This is a genomic window from Desmospora activa DSM 45169 (assembly GCF_003046315.1).
GTDB lineage: Bacteria > Bacillota > Bacilli > Thermoactinomycetales > DSM-45169 > Desmospora > Desmospora activa.
This window is the reverse complement of record NZ_PZZP01000001.1, coordinates 2,172,680-2,191,628: the sequence shown is the minus strand read 5'-3', so window position 1 is coordinate 2,191,628 and position 18,949 is coordinate 2,172,680. Positions and strand designations below refer to the sequence as shown.

The 18,949-nt window shown below is 49.6% G+C and carries 16 protein-coding genes and 1 riboswitch; of the genes, 9 read left to right on the top strand and 7 right to left on the bottom strand.

Annotated elements, in window-relative coordinates:
* Positions 1-189 precede the first annotated feature (189 nt).
* Complete coding sequence (gene comER, locus C8J48_RS10630) at positions 190-1,017, bottom strand: late competence protein ComER (RefSeq protein ID WP_107726622.1); 828 nt, start codon at positions 1,015-1,017, stop codon at positions 190-192.
* Between the two features lie 105 nt (positions 1,018-1,122).
* On the opposite strand from comER, the gene C8J48_RS10625 reads away from it, so the two are divergent.
* Positions 1,123-1,767 carry a helix-hairpin-helix domain-containing protein gene (locus C8J48_RS10625; protein WP_170105376.1) on the top strand — a complete coding sequence of 215 codons (645 nt, stop codon included), beginning with the start codon at positions 1,123-1,125 and terminating at the stop codon, positions 1,765-1,767.
* A 60-nt stretch (positions 1,768-1,827) separates the two neighbouring features.
* Here C8J48_RS10625 and C8J48_RS10620 read toward each other — a convergent pair whose 3' ends face one another.
* Both C8J48_RS10620 and C8J48_RS10615 read right to left on the bottom strand, forming a co-directional pair.
* Positions 1,828-2,919 carry an LCP family glycopolymer transferase gene (locus C8J48_RS10620; RefSeq protein ID WP_107726618.1) on the bottom strand — a complete coding sequence of 364 codons (1,092 nt, stop codon included), beginning with the start codon at positions 2,917-2,919 and terminating at the stop codon, positions 1,828-1,830.
* Between the two features lie 396 nt (positions 2,920-3,315).
* Positions 3,316-4,503, bottom strand: coding sequence for an ornithine--oxo-acid transaminase (locus C8J48_RS10615; RefSeq protein ID WP_107726616.1), 1,188 nt, complete (start codon positions 4,501-4,503; stop codon positions 3,316-3,318).
* 253 nt (positions 4,504-4,756) lie between these two features.
* Positions 4,757-4,868: riboswitch (SAM riboswitch) on the top strand.
* Between the two features lie 76 nt (positions 4,869-4,944).
* On the opposite strand from C8J48_RS10615, the gene C8J48_RS10610 reads away from it, so the two are divergent.
* The 4 genes from C8J48_RS10610 to C8J48_RS10595 all read left to right on the top strand — a co-directional run bounded on the left by C8J48_RS10610 (position 4,945) and on the right by C8J48_RS10595 (position 8,596).
* A complete protein-coding gene (locus tag C8J48_RS10610) occupies positions 4,945-6,147 on the top strand; it encodes an aminotransferase class I/II-fold pyridoxal phosphate-dependent enzyme (protein ID WP_107726614.1) in 1,203 nt (400 codons plus the stop codon).
* Positions 6,148-6,151: 4 nt separating this feature from the next.
* A complete protein-coding gene (locus C8J48_RS10605) occupies positions 6,152-7,333 on the top strand; it encodes an aminotransferase class I/II-fold pyridoxal phosphate-dependent enzyme (RefSeq protein ID WP_107726612.1) in 1,182 nt (393 codons plus the stop codon).
* Between the two features lie 245 nt (positions 7,334-7,578).
* On the top strand, positions 7,579-8,136 hold the full coding sequence (gene dcd / locus C8J48_RS10600) for a dCTP deaminase (RefSeq protein WP_107726610.1): 558 nt from the start codon (positions 7,579-7,581) through the stop codon (positions 8,134-8,136).
* 196 nt (positions 8,137-8,332) lie between these two features.
* Positions 8,333-8,596, top strand: a complete 264-nt coding sequence (locus C8J48_RS10595; protein ID WP_107726608.1) for a hypothetical protein — start codon at positions 8,333-8,335, stop codon at positions 8,594-8,596.
* 70 nt (positions 8,597-8,666) lie between these two features.
* Here the strand turns inward: C8J48_RS10595 and C8J48_RS10590 are convergent, their stop codons facing one another.
* On the bottom strand, positions 8,667-8,921 hold the full coding sequence (locus C8J48_RS10590) for a YciI family protein (protein WP_107726606.1): 255 nt from the start codon (positions 8,919-8,921) through the stop codon (positions 8,667-8,669).
* Between the two features lie 16 nt (positions 8,922-8,937).
* Positions 8,938-9,759, bottom strand: a complete 822-nt coding sequence (locus tag C8J48_RS10585) for a YitT family protein (RefSeq protein WP_281261200.1) — start codon at positions 9,757-9,759, stop codon at positions 8,938-8,940.
* A gap of 347 nt (positions 9,760-10,106) precedes the next feature.
* Between C8J48_RS10585 and C8J48_RS10580 the strand changes: the two genes are divergently transcribed.
* A complete protein-coding gene (locus C8J48_RS10580; protein ID WP_170105374.1) occupies positions 10,107-12,434 on the top strand; it encodes a transglycosylase domain-containing protein in 2,328 nt (775 codons plus the stop codon).
* Positions 12,435-12,634: 200 nt separating this feature from the next.
* On the opposite strand, the gene C8J48_RS10575 is transcribed toward C8J48_RS10580, so the two are convergent.
* The gene (locus C8J48_RS10575; protein WP_245891124.1) at positions 12,635-13,447 is read right to left on the bottom strand and encodes a M23 family metallopeptidase; all 813 of its coding nucleotides are present in this window, start codon (positions 13,445-13,447) and stop codon (positions 12,635-12,637) included.
* 235 nt (positions 13,448-13,682) lie between these two features.
* Here C8J48_RS10575 and C8J48_RS10570 point away from each other — a divergent pair, with 235 nt between their 5' ends.
* Positions 13,683-16,085, top strand: a complete 2,403-nt coding sequence (locus C8J48_RS10570) for a DNA internalization-related competence protein ComEC/Rec2 (RefSeq protein WP_170105372.1) — start codon at positions 13,683-13,685, stop codon at positions 16,083-16,085.
* A gap of 101 nt (positions 16,086-16,186) precedes the next feature.
* Here C8J48_RS10570 and erm read toward each other — a convergent pair whose 3' ends face one another.
* The gene (gene erm, locus C8J48_RS10565; RefSeq protein ID WP_107726600.1) at positions 16,187-17,044 is read right to left on the bottom strand and encodes a 23S ribosomal RNA methyltransferase Erm; all 858 of its coding nucleotides are present in this window, start codon (positions 17,042-17,044) and stop codon (positions 16,187-16,189) included.
* Positions 17,045-17,718: 674 nt separating this feature from the next.
* Here erm and C8J48_RS10560 point away from each other — a divergent pair.
* Together C8J48_RS10560 and C8J48_RS10555 are read left to right on the top strand one after the other, a co-directional pair.
* Positions 17,719-18,255, top strand: coding sequence for an RNA polymerase sigma factor (locus C8J48_RS10560; protein WP_107726598.1), 537 nt, complete (start codon positions 17,719-17,721; stop codon positions 18,253-18,255).
* Positions 18,245-18,949, top strand: coding sequence for an anti-sigma factor family protein (locus tag C8J48_RS10555; protein ID WP_107726596.1), 705 nt, complete (start codon positions 18,245-18,247; stop codon positions 18,947-18,949). Before C8J48_RS10560 ends, C8J48_RS10555 begins: the two co-directional genes overlap by 11 nt.

Here is an 18,949-nt window from a genome sequence, read left to right as displayed (position 1 = left end):
TTTCTTTCTACCCTGCGTAGCACGATCGAAGCAAACATTATATGTCAGGTACTTTATACTAAAAAAAACAGAACGGATCAAAGCCGATCCGCTCTGTTTTTTTGTGGCAGTATTCGCTGTAAATCTGCAACAAAAGTATTTTATAGTATAATAAGAATGGATATTGATGGGTTTGATTCAATCATTTTGCTATTTTTCCGTCTGAAAGGAGCTTTTTACTTGTTGGATATCCGCAGCGTATTTGGTGTGGGTCAGGCGGATTAAGTCGTGGAAAACAGGACCGATCTCCGCATCTAACAAATCGAGCCCTTTGCGGGTGATCCCTCCAGGCACCGCTACCCGCTCCTGTAAGCTTTGTAGGGTAAAGCCGCCCACACTCAACAATCCCCCTAGGCCCTCCGTCATTTGTGTGACCAATGAGAGTGCCTGTTCTCGTGGGAGCTGAGTTTCTTCCACAGCGGCATCGGCCAGCTTTTCCAACAGATTAGCCATAAAAGCGGGGCCACAACAGGCCAAATCAGAGGCGATCCGTACATGATTCTCCTCAATAAGCAACGGGCGGCTGATGGCGGCAAACAAGTTCCACAAGGTGTTACGGTCAGTCTCGCTAAGACGCGTACCAGGGATAACGAGTGAATTACCGGAGAGAACCGCTTGGGTGATACTAGGGATAATCTTGGCGATCTTAGCTGGCAGCCATTCTTCTAGATCGCGAATCATCACCGGACTGGTGATAGAGACCGCGATCTGGTCGTCATGTACATGATCCTTGATTTCATCCAATACGGTCCGAAATTCATGGGGCTTGATACATAGGAAGAAGATAGGGGTTTGTTGAACCAACTCCCGATTGTTCGCTGCGATACGAAGTCCCGGATACTGTTTCTGTAACTTTTCCGCTTTGCTGCGGGTACGGTTGTAGACGACGATCTCCTCAGGCGCCAAGCGTTTGGCGTCTATAAAGGCCTGGATCAGGGTACTTCCCATGCTTCCCGTTCCGATAAAGCCGATGGTCAAGGGATTTCCTCCTTTTTAATGGGTGGAAGGAATGGTTTCATTTCAGACTATGCGCAGTGTTGACGGTTGATGAGAAGAGAATATGAAGAATGGAGGGTGAGACTGATGTGGGTGGATGCTTGGAGTTCGAGGGAGAAAAAGTTGGCGATTACCGCGGGAGCTTTAGGGCTGGCTGTGGTGGGAATGACACTTTTTTGGTGGTGGGGTGGGAATGAAGGAAAAAAAGGCGATACCGAATTGCAAGCGGACTCTTATCAACCCTTGCAATCCCAGGAGGAACAGAAAAGCGAGCAAGTAGAGGATGCCGTTGAATTGGTGGTCGATGTAAAAGGGGCGATAAAAGAGCCGGGGGTATATCGCTTAGAAGCGGGATCTCGAGTAAAAGACGCGATCAAACAGGCTGGAGGACCCACCAAAGAGGCGGATATGAATGTAGTAAATTTGGCCCAACCGCTTACAGATGGCATGGCGCTATATATTCCGGTTGAAGGGGAAGAGCCGACTGGAGTTATGATGCAGGAGGATTCTCCTGCCTCTGCGGGATCGGGACAGACAGGTCCGATCAATCTAAATACGGCGACTCAAGAACAGTTGGAATCGCTGAACGGGATTGGGCCCGCCAAAGCGGAGGCCATCCTGCGTCATCGGGAAGAACATGGCCCTTTTTCCAGTGTGGATGAGCTTGTGCAGGTGTCTGGGATTGGCGAGAAAACAGTTGAACAGCTGCGGGATCAGGTTGCTGTACACTGATCGATTCAACAAAAGCCCACATCCTTTTCTAAAGGGATGTGGGCTTTTTCATGAGGTACATTATGGAGTGGTTTGGTTATCGATATTTCCCTCTTCTGGGGCAACTTCCAGCTGGGGGCTTCCCTCGTTTTCAGCAGGGGTGTTTTCCCCTTGATCAGCGGGACTTTGCCCCATAAATTCTTGACCGTCGAGGGTTTGAAGAGGCAGATCCAGTTGCCTTTGCAAAATGTGGCTCAGACGCAGCCGCTCCTCGTCGCTGATATAGTGATACCAGATTCCCTGTGGATTATCCTTGGAATCATAGCCGTTATCTTGTAAGGTTTCCACCTGGTCTTTGGGGACATTGCGATAAAGGGATTGCATTTTGTACATCTCATTTACTTGCATATTGTGTCCTAAATTGTTGCCGACCGCTTGAAGCACATCATTGATTTTGTTTACGGAGTTAAAGCTGACTCCCTGACTTAACAGGTTCTGTACAACTTCCCGTTGTCGATCGTTGCGACCGGCATCCCCACGAGGATCCGATTTTCGCATCCGTACATAAGCAAGGGCTTCATGTCCATCCAAGTGGGCGGGCCCTTCTTGGAACGAGTACCATTTATTAAACAGACGCATGTCAAAACTGAAAGGAACGTCTACTTCTACTCCTCCGATGGCGTCGACCACATCGATAAAGCCTTGGAAGTTCAATTTAACAAAGTAATCCACCGGAACATTCAAATAATCTTCTACGGTTTCCACCAGATTGGTTTCCGGATCGACTCCCGCACGAACACCATAATAGGGAGCGGCGTTAATCTTTGTTTTAACCCCGTTGGAGTTGGCCATTTCCGCATAGCTGTCCCTGGGGATACTGTACATAAACATCGTATTTTCCTTTGGGTTGATGGCGGCCAGCATCAAGGTGTCAGCGCGCCAATTCTGATCGTCTCCATCGGCGCCGATCAGCAAGACGGTAAAGGGTTCATCCATGGTCGCAACTTGTTCCCGTTTAGTGGACTTATCCCGCTCCAAAGGATCAAAGGATTGATCGAATGCTCCCCAGAGTTGATAGACGATACAACCGGAACCGATCAGTATAATGGTGAAACAGATTAACAACACCCGAAGCCATGGTTTTTTCTTCTTATGTTTTTGCACCCGGCTCATTTCGGTTTGGATAAGTCATCCCCCGCTTTCGTATCCAGCTTACTTTTTAGAAAATCCCCCTTTTTTAAGCTATCTGTAGGTATGAAGTAAAAGAATGGTCAATAAAATACATGAATACCAAAACAGCACGTACAGGTTGTACGGGCTGAAAATCGTATTGGGTAGCAATCCCTCTTTTATATTAATACATGATGTGAGGAGATTTGACAATCGGTATGAAGGCTGATTGTCTGCTCATACTTTTGATTAAGGGCGTATAGATACCCTATTTTAGGTATAAAGGATATATTTCGGAATTTGACATCCTTTCCCCTTCATTGGATTAAAAAGGGGCTGTATCAAAAGGAAAATGAATCCTTTTTGGTACAGTCCCAGATCGGTTTATGACGATCATATTTAGAGAATGGTACGCACTTTTTCCAGCGCCCAATCCAATTCTTCTCGAGTGATGGTTAGCGGTGGGGCGAAGCGGATGGTATTTTCATGAGTTTCTTTACATAACAGTCCACCGTCCGCTAACTGTTCACAATAGGAGCGGGCGGGGACGTGCAGTTCCACACCGATAAAGAGCCCTTTTCCGCGCACTTCTTTGATCACGGAGTTATCAATCGTTCTCAGTTCGTGTAAAAAATACTCTCCTAGCTCACGGGAGCGCTGCGGTAGATCGTCCTCCACCATGACATCCAAAGCTGCGATTGAAACAGCACAAGCCAGCGGGTTCCCACCAAAGGTAGATCCATGGGAACCAGGTTCAAAAACACCGAGAATCTCCTCGTCGGCGGCAACGGCGGAGATGGGTAGAATCCCACCGCCAAGGGCTTTTCCCATGATAATTAAATCCGGTTTTACTTCTTCCCAATCACAGGCAAACAGTTGACCGGTCCGTCCAAACCCGGTCTGGATTTCATCAGCGGCAAACAGTACACGGTTTTCGCGGCAGATGGCGGCAGCATTTTTAAGGGATCCTGGTGGGGGTACGATCACACCCGCCTCTCCCTGGATCGGCTCCACCAAAAAAGCGGCGGTATTTGGAGTGATGGCTCGGCGCAGGGCTTCTTCATCTCCGTAGGGGATCACCTTGATTCCAGGAAGCAGGGGACCGAAACCGCGTTTGTATTCATCGTTGGAAGAGAGGGAGACGGCAGCCAGGGTGCGACCATGGAAGTTCTCTTCACAGACGATGATTTCCGCCTGGTCCGCGGGGACTCCTTTTGCATCGTAGGCCCAGCGGCGCACCGCTTTGATGGCGGTTTCAACCGCTTCCGCCCCGGTGTTCATCGGCAATACCATCGATTTACCTGTCAATTGGGACACCCGTTGGTAAAAAAGTCCCAGTTGGTCATTGTGAAATGCGCGGGAAGTGAGGGTTACTTTATCCGCCTGCTCTTTTAAGGCTTGGATCAGTCGCGGATGGCGGTGGCCGTGGTTGAGGGCGGAATATGCGCTCAACATATCCATATATCGGTTGCCGTCTGCATCTTCCACCCACACCCCTTCCGCCTTTGCGATGACGATCGGCAGCGGGTGGTAGTTGTGGGCGCCATATTTTTCCGTCAATTGGATCATGGTTTGATTTTGTGACATTCGGATTCCTCCTTGCGACGCGGGATAGCCGCTCTGCTCGATGGGGCTCACTTTTTTAGTGTATACCAGCAAGCCCCATCTAGAGAAGGTTTTGCAGTGAAATGAATAATATTACGGTCAGCTGTATAGTATTGTGTTGCATTTGCTAAATCATGATCCCTTTTTTGTAATCTGCTCTTGACGATGCACCTGGACCTCGATATAATGAAACACAAGTTTTATGCATTGTGCGACAATTTTATAGGTAAACTGTCTCTTATCAAGAGCGGCGGAGGGAACGAGCCCGATGAAGCCCGGCAACCCCGACAGATGTGTCGGAAGGTGCCAATTCTCGCAGGTCCGGTTAGGGATCTGACAGATAAGGGGGGAGAATCCCTGAAACCATCCCTTCCTTATCGGAAGGGTTTTTAATTTGGAGGATAAAGCAAGGGAGAGAGAACGATGGATCGAGATCGATGTCATCATAACCAGGAACGTTTACACCGGGAGACACTGTTGGCCCAGATTGGAAACGGTCGGGAGGAGCGAACAGGGGCAGTCAGCTTTCCCGTTTATCACTCTACTGCTTACCAACATCCGGCGTTAGGTGAATCGACGGGGTATGATTATACCCGTACCGCCAACCCCACCCGCACAATCTTGGAAGATGCGATTGCTGAATTGGAAGGCGGCGATGCCGGTTTTGCGACCAGCTCCGGCATGGCGGCGATTCAAACGGTGATGGGCCTTTTTTCGCAGGGGGATCACCTCATTGTTTCGTTGGATTTGTACGGCGGAACCTATCGTTTATTTGAAGAGGTGTTAAGCCGATACGGTTTATCTTTCAGTTATGTTGACCTTAGGGATGTAGAAGCGGTAAAGGCGGCGGCTACTCCTCATACCAGGGGGATTTTTGTCGAATCACCCACCAATCCCTTGATGCGGGTGACGAATATTAAGGCCATCTGCGATATCGCCAATAAGTGGGGTTGGCTTTCTATCGTCGATAACACCTTTATGACACCCTATTGTCAGCGTCCGTTGGCGCTGGGAGCGGATGTGGTCCTACACAGTGGTACCAAATACTTAGGCGGTCACAATGATGTGCTAGCGGGGTTGATTGTCACTAAGGGAGAGGAATTATCCGCTAAAGTGGCTGCCTTACACAACGGAATTGGAGCGGTCCTCTCCCCCCAGGACTCGTGGTTGTTGATGCGCGGGATGAAGACATTGGCCCTGCGGATGGAAAAACATCAGGAAAATGCGATGGCATTGGCACAGTTTTTGCAGAACCATCCCGCAGTGGATGAGGTGTTTTATCCCTCCCTCGACCCTGAGGAACGAAAGATACAGGAAGCACAGAGCGACGGATTTGGCGGAATGCTCTCCTTCCGCATCCGCGAGGCGGAGTGGGTACCGGAATTTCTACGCTACCTGCGTTTGATCTCCTTCGCCGAAAGTTTAGGGGGAGTGGAAAGCTTGGTTACTTATCCCGCCACCCAGACCCACGCCGACATTCCTGAACCGATACGGCGTAAAGTGGGTGTTTGTGATCGGTTGTTGCGCCTGTCAGTGGGAATTGAGCATTTGAACGATCTGACCGCCGACCTGTCTTATGCTTTGGACCAAGCCCGCTCGACGGTTACCACGGGAAAGGGTGTGTAAAGCGATGAAGTTTGAAACACGGTTACTGCACAACGGCAACGAAATTGATCCGATTACTGGGGCGGCCAGTATCCCGTTGTATCAGGCCTCCACTTTTCACCAAGCGGATGTGGACCAGCCCGGTGTCTATGATTATGCCCGCTCCGGCAACCCTACCCGCCACGCGTTGGAAGAGACGATTGCTCAGTTGGAAGGTGGGTGTCGCGGGTTTGCCTTCGCTTCCGGAATGGCGGCGATCTCCAGTACTTTGTTTCTCTTTTCCACCGGGGATCATTTGGTTGTCTCCAACGATCTGTACGGGGGAACCTTTCGCGTTCTGACCGAAGTGTTGCCGCGGATGGGGATTGAGGCCGATTTTGTGGATACGACTGATCTGGCGGCGGTAGAGGCAGCGGTCAAACCTCATACTCGAGCCATTTATGTGGAAACCCCTTCTAATCCTACGCTTAAAGTGACCGATTTACGGGGGATCGCCGAGATTGCCCAGCGCCATGGTCTGCTCACTGTTGTTGATAATACCTTTCTCACCCCGTATTTTCAGCGTCCCTTGGAGCTGGGGGCAGATATTGTCATTCACAGCGCAACCAAATTTATCGGTGGCCACAGCGATGTCGTCTCCGGATTGGTAGCGGTAAAAGATGTGGATGTGGCAAACCGCCTCTATGGATTGCAAAATGCCTTGGGTGCGGTGTTGGGTGTGCAGGATTCTTGGCTGACGATGCGGGGGTTAAAAACCTTGGCCACCCGGATGGAAGCGGCTACTGCTTCTGCTGAACGTATTGCAAAAGCCCTTTCCCGCCATCCACAAGTTAAACACGTCTACTACACCGGCTTGCCCGATCACCCCGGTCATCAGCTACAAGCGTCACAGGCGAGTGGCCATGGCGCGGTTCTCTCCTTTGATCTGGGAAGCGGGGAAAAGGTGAGGGAAGTGTTGTCACAAGTGAAACTTCCTCTCGTCGCCGTCAGTTTAGGGGCGGTGGAAAGCATTCTCTCGTACCCCGCCCGTATGTCTCATGCCGCTATGCCGCGGTCGGAACGGGAAGTCAGAGGCGTGACCGAGGGCTTATTGCGCCTCTCCGTCGGCTTGGAGGATGCCGGCGATCTCTTGGAAGATCTGGAACAGGCTATCGACGGCCGTCGCTTTGTTTCCATCGCCTCCGAATGGCGGGCCTCCATCGTATAACGACAACGTATAGCCGTTATAGGCGGTTCAGATTGATGACAAACTACTGGAATGGTTAGAAAACAGAGGGAGGGGTAGTTATCCGGCGAGCGACTCTGCCACGCATGGAGCGAAGACGGATAACCACCCCGACCATCCCGCGACCAGTTTGTTAGCATCCTCAACCGCCGTTGCTGGCGGTTTTTCCTTTGGAAGGATTGTTGTACAATGGGATGGACTAGAAAAACAAAGGAGTATGGACGGTTATGACGATTAAATCGGATAAATGGATTCGACAAATGGCGACTGAACACGGCATGATCGACTCTTTTATCGATCGAAACGTAGGTAAAGGGGAAGCGATCAGCTTCGGTTTATCCAGCTATGGCTATGATCTACGGGTAGGGGATGAATTTAAGATCTTTCATAATGCCTTGATGCCGGTAATCGATCCCAAAGCGATCAGCGAAGATTCATTTTTGGATTTTAAGGGGGATGTTTGTATTATTCCACCTAATTCTTTTGCTTTAGCTACATCGGTGGAGTATTTTCGCATTCCGGAAAATGTGCTGGCGGTCTGTGTCGGAAAATCGACCTACGCCCGTTGCGGCATTATTACAAACGTGACTCCCTTTGAGCCGGGATGGGAAGGGCATGTGACTCTGGAAATCTCCAATACAACCCCTTTGCCGGCTAAAATTTATGCCAATGAGGGATTGTGTCAGGTGTTGTTTTTGGAAAGCGATGAGGTGTGCGAAGTATCGTACCGTACAAAACAGGGAAAATATCAAAACCAGCGTGGGATCACCTTGCCGCGCATTTGATTTTATCGCCCGCTCCGTTAAGGTGTGGGCGGATTTTTTGAGATTTTGACACAAAATAGTTCAAAAATTGTACATACACTGAACACCAATTCTTGATAAAGTAAGGGTAGAATAAAAGAAAACCATTTCATATCAAAAAGATGCTTGTCTACCGGCATCGTTTAATATTAAGAATATTTAAATGGGAGGGCTTACAATGGCAAAAGTACGGGGAAAGTTTGTTATGGGAGGCGTTCAAGCCGGCCCGGTGTTAAATCAATTGGAAGTGGGAGATCAGCTTTCTCTCATCGGCGCTTTTGGCAAGGTGACCGATGTCGATATTTTGGAGAGCTACAAGTATGACGGGCGTAAGGTGTATATCACCGATAAGTTGGGATTGATCTATGCCGATGAAGTGATGGCTGTCTCCATGCCCGCTTGGCGAAAGGCGCTTGCCAAAAAAGATGCGCGTGTAGGCTGAGTCTAAAAATGAAACCCCTTCCGTAATTTCGGAAGGGGTTTTTGTTGTGATCGGGTTTGACGAATATGTATCATATTTTCCATTCATGCAGTTCCAGTCGGCGGACGCCTTCTAGCACATAGGGATCCTTTTCAGCCAATTCCTTTGCCTCAGCAAACGAATCGGCGATATAGATGACCAACCCTCCGGTTCCATCGGTAAAAGGTCCTTTCGCAAAAATCTTGCCTGCTTGCTCAAGCGTATGTAAATAGTCCAGATGTTGTGGTCGAAACTGTTGATTCAGTTCCGGTTTTTCCATGTAGAGAATGGCGGCAAAATGGGCCATTATTTTCAACTCCTTTTTAGCTTCGTCTGAAATACCCCATGATATCCACTGTTTCGGTGATATTGACAAAGGCGTGGGGATCGGCGGAGGTGACCCAGCGCTTGACGTCAGGCAGCTCGTAGCGGGAAATGACGGTGATTAGAATACTGCGCTGCTCTCGCGTATAAGCACCTTCCCCATCTAACACGGTGATGCCGCGCACAAGGTTGGTAAGAAGCTTTTTTTTGACGGCATCCCCTTTTTTGGTGATAATCATCAGCGTCAACTTCACATGACGGGTATGGATGGAGTCGATCACTTTTCCGGTGACAAAGATGGACGCCATCGTGTATAAGGCGAGATCCCAGTTGAAGATAAATCCGGAAATAAAGACCACGCCAGCATTAAGTGCAAAAATCAGCACTCCCAGCGGTCGCTCTTTTTTCAGGGTGAGCACCATTCCGATGATGTCAAATCCTCCTGTGGAGCCGCCGGAGCGAAAGATTAAGCCGGTGGCGATCCCCACAATCGCGCCGCCGAAGATAGCGGACATGATGGGATCATTGGAAATGGGCGTCTGCGGAATCCATTGCATGCTGAGCGATGTAACCATGATGGAGAGGAGGCTGTAGAGGATAAAGCGGTGTCCCAGTTTTAGGTATCCCAGTATGATGATCGGTACATTTAATAAAAAGATGATTAAGCCGGTGTTGGCGGAAGTAACCAATCCGATGATCATGGCGACACCGGTGATTCCGCCGCTTAAGATTTTTTGCGGCAGAAGAAACATGTTGAAGGCAAAGCCGACTAGAACCGATGAAAGTATGATAGTAAACAGATGCAGGCTGCGGGCGAACAATCCGGATTCCCCTCCCACCAGGTGCTGATTGATCGGTCAGGCTAAGGATCCGATGACTCCCCTGCCTGCTCACGATGCCTTGATCGTACCACGGTGTGCGTGTCAGGAGCAAGGATTGAATCGATGGCGGCGGTTTAAACGATATGAACGGTATAACGACAGGGGTTTAACGGTTGTAAAGGTAAATATTATTATTTTCGCCGTTAGAACGGATGGTGAACGCACATATATTGTGACTATGCGGAGGTGTTCACATTTTTGTTAATCCAGGATAGGTAATTTAGGGTATCACCGGATTTTCCATCATATGATACAATGTTTTTCGGGAAGCAAGGAGGGTGTCAATGGTGGCAGACCAACATTCATATAACCCGGATGTTTCGAAGAAAGCAAAGAAAAAAGGCAAGAAAAAGGGTCGTTGGATTCGATCACTATTATTTTCATTATTGGTTATTTTCACCATAGTGATTATGGGCAGCATGGCCACAGTGGGTGCCGCCGCTGGCTATGTCGCCTCACTGGTTAACGAGGAACCCATCAGAGAGAAAAAAGAGCTGGAAGCGAAGATTACGGGTTGGTCGCAAACCAGTTACGCTTATTTTAGAGACGGCAAGGCGATCGGCCGTCTACGGGTACAAGACGGGGACCGGAAAGTGGTCACCCATAAAGAGGTTAGTCCCCATTTGATTGATGCCTTGATTTCCACAGAGGATCGCGAGTTTTACCAACATCAGGGCGTAGTGCCCAAATCCATCTTACGAGCGTCAATGCAACAGGCGATGGGCAGTTCGGTCCAGACTGGTGGAAGTACCATTACCCAACAGTTGGTAAAAAATATGATCTTAGAAAATCAGGCGCAATCGATGGACCGTAAAGCGAAGGAAATTTTCTTGGCCTTGCGAATGGAGAATTTTTTTAGTAAAGAGCAAATCATGGACGCTTATCTGAACTCCCTGTATTTCGGTAAAGATATCAATGGGCGTCATATGTTGGGGATTCAAGCGGCCGCTCAGGGGATGTTCGGGGTGGACGCCAAGGATTTGAATTTGTCTCAAGCAGCATACATTGCGGGCATGGTACAACGGCCCAATGCATATAACCCGTTCCGGGGAGAAGAGAACCTAAAATATGGAACCAAGCGGATGCAGTGGGTACTGCAAAAGATGGAGGAGAATGGCACCATTACCGCAGCGGAACGCAAGCAAGCGGCTTCCTTTGAGATTGCAGGATCTCTGGCGGAAAAAGAGAGCCAACCCACCACAGCCCATATCAAATATCCCTACATCACGATGACAGTGGAACTGGAAGCGGCCAAGATCTTGATGCAACAGGATGGGCTGGATGCCCAAGAGTTGAGCGAACAAGGCAAATACGGGGAAACCCTACAACAATACAAAAACAAAGTGTGGGGCGGCGGTTATCAGATCTATACGACGGTTGACCAGGATCTATATGACGCGATGAATGAAGCTGCGATGAAAGATTCCCTGTACGCCAGCCCTACCACCTTCACTTTAAACGGCAAAACCTATGAAAACGCCAAGGAAAAAGTAGGTGCCAGCCTATTGGACACTCGCACCGGAGCAACTTTGGCCTTTGTCGGTGGTAGGGATTTTGAAGAAGATCAAAATAATTATGCGTTTGATACATCCCGGCAGCCGGGTTCGACCATTAAGCCTTTGCTGGATTTTGGCCCTGGCTTGGATAAAGGGGTGATCTCGCCGGATTCGGTTATTGTCGATGAACCTTTAAAAGCGCAATACGGCGACCATGTATACAAAAACTATACACAAAGATACGATGGTCCGATGAGCGCTCGCGACGCGTTGAAGTGGTCGATTAACATTCCAGCCATTAAAGTATTTCGGGCCGTTGGGGCGGAGAAAGCCTTTGAATATCTGCGCAAGATGAACTTCCCTGTCCATGAAAATGACGGCGAAGCCTCCGCCATTGGCGGTTTTACCCGTGGGTTTGATGTACAGCGGATGACAGCGGGCTATGCCATGCTGGGGAATGAAGGGAACTTTAACGAACCGTACATCATTGATCGAATCGAAGATTCCGCCGGCAATGTCGTTTATCAACATGAGCCGGATCCGGTGCAGGTAATGTCTTCACAAGCGGCGTACTGGACCACAGATATGCTGCGAGACGTGGTTAAATCGGGAACAGGGACATATGTGGGTCCTTACACGTCGGGATATGATCTGGCGGCAAAGACAGGAACCACCAACAATACCACTGATATTTGGTTTGTCGGCTATACGCCGGATATCGCCTTGGGTATCTGGACGGGTTATGGCGTCAACAAGCGCTTGCCGAGTGATCAGACAGCACGGATTGTCTGGGCCGAAATCTTCAAGGCGGTGACAGAAGTCGATCCGGAATTGGCCAAAAAAGAGAGTCGCTTTCAATCTGAGCCTCCTTATGACTCTAAGTGTTTTGAATGTAAAAAAGCTGAGAAGAAGGAGAAAGAAAAGAAGAAACAAGAAAAAGAGAATGAGAATCGGCAGTCGCCACAACCACCTTCTTCTCCTCCGGTTGACATTAATCCACCCCCAAATAACGACAATCCTCCGGAAAATGAAAATCCCGCCGATCCCCCCGACGATGGCGAAAATGATGGAGGAGAATTTCCGTTTCCTCCGGGGAACCCACCCGATTCCTCCGGTTAACGGTCATACGAGCTTGATGTTTCCTCAACTTGACCGTCCATCGATGAGCGCGCGATCGCTCCACACCGTTTTCCATAAAGGAAAGCGGTGTTTTTTATAAGCAATTCCCACTTCATCGAAAACAAGGTGTTAGTTTCCTGTTAAAAAACCCGCTATTCCTTATAAAAAAGGATGGCGGGTTTTTATGGTGTGTGGCTAGATTAATATGCGTTTACAATTACATGGCCAACCGCTGTAAATGGAGCCCGAATATCTAGATTGTAGGTTGCGGGTTTCATGTTGGTAAAATAGGTATTAAAACGATTGTTGCTTTGAACCGGCCCACCAAAATATTGATACTCTGTACAGTTTCCCGTACTAGTTGAACAAAGGCGTACTCTCATCTGTTCTGCTTCATTTGCTGAAAAATCACCTTGATCCAGTGTAATATCGACATTTGATTTGGAGCTTGTCGTCGTGATCCTTCCGTCCCACGCTGTATCACCAGTAGAAAACCACTGTCTGCCGCCGTTATTGTTCTCCAGATAAGGGAGGGGATCTAAACTATCTGATTTGCTTATATTCCAGGCCGGTGAGTGGAGTTCAAAGTGAAGGTGCTGGCCGGTAGAGTCACCTGTACTACCCATGTAGCCAAGTAATTGCCCCTGTGCAACAGGATCTCCAACGTTAACTGTCCGACTGCCGCTTCTCATATGGGCATACACCGTTTCATAACTGATTCCGTTGATTGTGTGTTTAATAAATACAACCTCGCCGTACGAATCCGAATAATAGGATCTGGATACAGTGCCGGCGGCGGTTGCGTTGATCGCTACCGTGCCACCTCTAGCAAGGTCGATTCCATAGTGATTTCCACCGTAATATTGCGTGATATCACTGGCAGAACAAGCTTCACAGGGCCAGATAAAGTCACTAGCGGCAGATACTTTTTCTGCACTACTACCGGCAAATAACCCGGTTAACAATAGCGACAATACAAACATGATCCGGAAGACTCTATTCGCCTTTCCCATCCTTTTCATCCTCCATTAATCAAAGATACAAAAAAGTTTAATAACCATCGTAAAAAACTATATCAATTTGATTGTAAATAGTCAATTAATTCCGCTATTTCGGCAATCGATTTTTCATTTGTAGGTTGGGCGATAGCTTCGCATCGTTTTTCTTTATGGAAAACGGTCTTTTTTATGGTGATGAAGGAAATATGAACCATTTCGTCGAAAGAGGTCGATGGAAAGGAGGGGGGATATGCTGCAAGGGCGTCCCTTTGTGGCGATGGGGGTGGGGTGGATCGCTGGAATTCTTATCGCCACTCAAACCACTGTGGATGCAAGGTGGTGGTTGGTTGCCACTGTGGTGTGTCTGTTGGTGGGAGTCGGATGGATTTACTATACAGGACGGGGTTGGGCCGCTGTATTGCTCATGATTGGACTCTGTATGGGTGCCGCTCATTTGATGTGGACAGAAGCACGCAATTATACGGATATACCGAGCGGATCGGTGCAGGGGGGAGAGACATGGAGGCTGGAGGGAATAGTAGTGTCTCCACCGGAAGTGGACGGGGATCGCGGACGGTGGATAGTACAGGTGAAACAGATCGAGGATACAGCTGGCCGTACCATTGACGTGGATGAGCGGCTGTTGGTACAAAAACAGTTTTATCAACACGAACAGAAACAAGCGACGATTAAGTTAAAACGGGGTCAGATTCTCCGTTTCTCCGCTCGTCTACAATCTCCGGAACCCGCCCGTAATCCGGGGGCTTTTGATTATCGTACTTATCTTTATCATCGTGGGATTCATTGGATTGCTGAAGTGGATGCGATGGAGGTGGTGGATGATTCCACCTCCTGGCGCAGCGGGGTAGATTCATTGCGCTCGTTTTTGGGAGAGCGGTTGGAGGTGATCTATCCAGAGACGACGGCGGGGATGATACGAGGGATGTTGCTGGGGGAAAGAAAAGAAGTGCCACCACAGGTGGAAGAGGATTTTGCTCTACTAGGGTTGATCCATCTGTTGGCGATCTCCGGTTTACATGTGGGTATTTTTGTCGGATGTTTATTTGGTGGATTACAGTGGAGTGGGATGAGACGGGAACGTGCGGCAGCGGTAACCATGCTGGCTATCCCGATCTATGTGTTGCTGACCGGGGCCGGAGTGCCAGTGGTACGGGCGGGAATGATGGGGATACTCGCTTTGTTGGCGTTGATGTTGCGCCGCTTTTCGGATAGCCTTTCCTTTTTGGCGGTGGCATTGGTGGCGATGCTGATATGGAACCCATATGCGTTGTTTGAGGTTGGGTTTCAGCTCTCCTTTACCGTAACAGCAGCGTTGTTGATTGCCGTGCGCCCGTTGGCCCACGTTTTTCCGTTTCCGTGGCCGCGATTTAACCAATTGCTCGCTGTTACTCTCACGGCCCAATGGGCTTCGCTCCCCCTCATATTGCACCATTTTCGTGAAATTTCCCTACTGTCGGGACTGCTTAATCTAGCGGTCGTACCGGTGGTTTCCATCGCCGTGATTCCGGTGGCTTTTTTGGCGCTTCTACTCTCACTGGTCCATGAGGGGTTGGCATGGTTGCCGGCACTATTTTCTTCTTGGGTATTGGAACAGGTGGTTGCTGTGGTTCATCACATAGCCGCTTGGAACGTCGGACGGTTGATTGTCTCTCCGCCCTCCTGGGGCTGGATTGCCGCTTATGCTGTTACCGGTGCCGGGTTGCTCATGGGATTTACCGGGGGGCCGCTTCTGCGACGCAGGCTGTTGCCGGGAGCGTTGGTGATGTCGTTGGTGCTCGCTTGGTGGGCATGGTTACCGGCAGGATGGGCAAATGCAGAATTGCGTATCACGTTTCTCGATGTGGGCCAGGGGGATTGCGTTGTGATTGAAACCCCGGCAAATCGCGTGCTGGTGGTGGATGGCGGAGGAAACCTTCCTTTTTTCCAGGAAGAATGGCAGCAGCCCCGACGGGATTATGAAGTGGGGCGGGATGTGGTGGTTCGCTATCTGCAGTATCGCGGCATTCGCCGTATTGACGAGATGGTTCTGTCCCACGGTGACGCCGATCATATCGGCGGCTTGCGCGCGGTGGCCCGTCGTTATCCGGTAGAACGGGTGATTCGTAATCATCATCCGCCACAGAGTGATATGGAAGCAGAGTTGATGGAGCTGTTGTATGCCCGCGGTGCCGAGGTATTGGTACCGCAAACGGGAGCAGAATGGGAGCTGGAGCCGGGAATCCGTTGGCAATTTCTACACCCGGGGGAAACATTGGGAACGGAACCAAACAATGATTCCGTTGTGTTTTTGTTGACGGCGTTTCAGCAGCGGATTCTACTGACTGGTGATATTGAAGAGGAGGCGGAGCGCCAGCTATTACGCCAATGGGATCTGCCGCCCCTGGATCTGATGAAAGTGGCACACCATGGCAGCCGCACCTCAACAGCGGAGGAATGGCTGGAACAAACCCGTCCTCAGATGGCCGTCATCTCCGCCGGTCGCAACAATCGGTACGGCCATCCATCCCCGGAAGTAGTGGAGCGTCTGGGAAATCACGGTGTACAACTTTGGCGGACCGACCGTGATGGAGCCGTTACTTTTATTTTGGATGAAACGGGTTGGCGGGTGGAAACGATGGTGGAATACGAATAAATGATGGGTTTTTAGGCGACAACTTCTACACGTTTATAAGAAAAAACCCACGAAATCCCCTTCAAGGATTTCGCGGGTTTTTGTTGTTTCGGCTTAATGATTTAACTATCCTTCCTCTTGTATCGCGGCCAACGAAATGAAGGCACATGCTGGAGCATGGTATGAAAAACAAGTCCCCACTGCTCCTCATTCAAGCGACCGATCTGCGTATCCCGGTTTAATCCCAGCTCTTTGGCCAGATGGTTGATTTGCGGTGGAGTAAAAATGTCTCGCAAACCGACGGAAATGGGAGATTGCGCATGCCTTAGTCCCTGGGAGGCTAGAGCTATAAAGCGGGAATGATGTCGAGGGGAAACCAGCGGCTTCTTTTTTCGACACACGGTTAATACGGCTGAATCAACCCGAGGTGGCGGTGAAAATTGATCAGGGGATATCGTCTGCCCCATCTTTAAATCAAACCACATACGCCACTTCAATATGCGTGGGTTTGTAATTGCAACGGTGGTAAAGCGTTTGGCCGCTCCTTTTTCCATGACGATCACCGCCCGTTGAAAGGGGCTTGTAGGTAGATCCAGCAGTTTTCCCAGGATCGGAGTGGTGATGGAATACGGAATATTGGCGACCACACAATAGGGAGACTGTGGAAGATGGATTTGTAAAAAATCTCGCTGGATGATTTTGATATTGGTTTTGGAGTCCTGTTTCACTTTCTGTTGTAGCTTTTCTGCCAATATGGGATCGTTCTCCACGGCGAGGACGCGCTCTGCGATGTCTGCCAGCGGCAAGGTCAATGCTCCCATGCCTGCTCCGATATCGACGACAGTCTCATCCGGTTGAATTTGGGCCATTTCCACCAATTGATTGAGCAAACGTTTGTTGTGCATCAGATGCTGGCCGGGAAAGTTGGTTCCCTGTCGAAATTTCCGTATCCGCCGATGGCGTTTATCCTGTTTGTTCATTATTTATCCTCCGGTACTCATTGATTAAGTTGAAATGCAAAAAACCACAGGCATCTGCCTGTGGCTGAGTAAACGGATGAGGGATAAACAAACCACCACTCGAATGTTTGTTCTTGTTTATGCCGACAAACAAACAAGATGTCTTTTCGCCCGACGAATTCAGATAAATCCCTTATCTCCAGCACAAATCCAGCCTTAGATATTTCCACAGCAAAAAGAGGGCAGATTTGCCCCCTGTTCCACTGCAAGTGTTGTATCAGGGTTTTCCTGTAAATAGGCAGACCAATCCCGTTTACTCTGCACACAGGCAGAGCCTTAAAGCGCTATTTAGTTAGCGGCTCAAAGCAAAACGGAAACGTAGGCGAATAAAGTACGCCATGGCTGCCATCCAAAACATACAGGAAAACTCCTCCCATTTATAGATAACACCATCGTAGCAAAGGTGCGGATTAATTGCAAACGGAATCAAAAAACCATTTTACAACGATGTATGGGTAAGTAATCAACAGGATAGCGAGCCAAAGAGGGGGATCACATTCATTCGATCCAATAATCCCTATCTGAGCTTTTCAAAAGACACGCAGCCCTCAGTCTTCATGTTACAATCAAGACAAACGAGGATCGACTGCAACTTTGCCGGTTTGCGATGCGTCCAATATACAGGAGGGATGGGTGTGGTCGACAGAGAGTGCGTCCGGCGCGCTCAAGCGGGGGATCGGGAAGCGGTGGTGGCACTGCTGAGGGAATTGGAAACCCCCATTTACCGGACGGCTTACTATACTTTAGGCCATGAACAAGATGCGATGGATGCAGCACAAGAGGCGTTATTACGTATTTACCGCAAGCTTAATACCTTTCGCGGAGATGCGGATATCCGTACCTGGGCCCAGCGAATTGCCGTCAATACGGCGATTGATGCCGCTAGGCGCAGAAAAGACGTTTTATCGCTGCAAGAGGATCGCATCAATGGCGGCAGTCCGGTCGAGCGATCCGCGATCTACACGGATGTTCGTGAAGCGATCCGACGATTGCCGGAACCGCAGCGCTCTGTCGTTTTGTTGCGTCATATACAGGATTTTTCTTATCAGGAGATTGCGGATACATTGGAGTTACCGGTTAATACGGTGAAATCCCATCTGTTCCGAGGGCGGAAAAAATTGATGGAATGGCTGTCCGATTATCGGGAAGGAGGGGTGTCCCATGAGGTGTAAACAAGCGGAAGAATGGATGCAGCGTGATCTGGACGGCGATTTGCAACCGGAACAGCAACAAGCGTTACAGCGACATATTGCGGGATGTGCCGTTTGTGCGCGTCGGTGGGCAGAGTGGAAATCGTTGCAACAGCGGCTAACATCGCTTCCACCGGTATCCCCTCCTGTCTCCTTAGTCGAGCGGTTGGAAGAAGAATGGAGCCGGGAAGCGGCCTCCCCGCGACCACGCGTACCATGGATTCGGCACTTTTCCTGGGGAATGGGTGGTTTGGCGGCAGCCCTGCTCCTGGTCTGGTGGTGGGGACCGGGTGGTACCCCTTCCACCACTTCTACCAGTAGACCTGTTCAGCAGGAGCAGAAGGAGGAAATTGCTCCACCTGCGGATGAAAAGAGCGGGATTGGCATCCTGAGCAGGGAGCAGGAAAGAGAGCGGGAACAAGAATTACCGTCCCCTGAGGGCTCCTGGATTGCCAACCAAGAGGGTGAACAGATCCGAATCACCGACAAAAAAGGGAACGAAGTGTATGAAAGCAAGCCTTGGCAGGCTAATGCCCAGGTGAGTTTTACCTGGGAGGAAGACGATATCCTCTATCTCCAGCTGGAGTGGCAGGGGCGGGAAGAACAGCGATGGATTGATGTGAAGAAACGAAGGGAGAGCGATCAGCCCCTTTCAACGGAAAAGGAGAGGGATTGA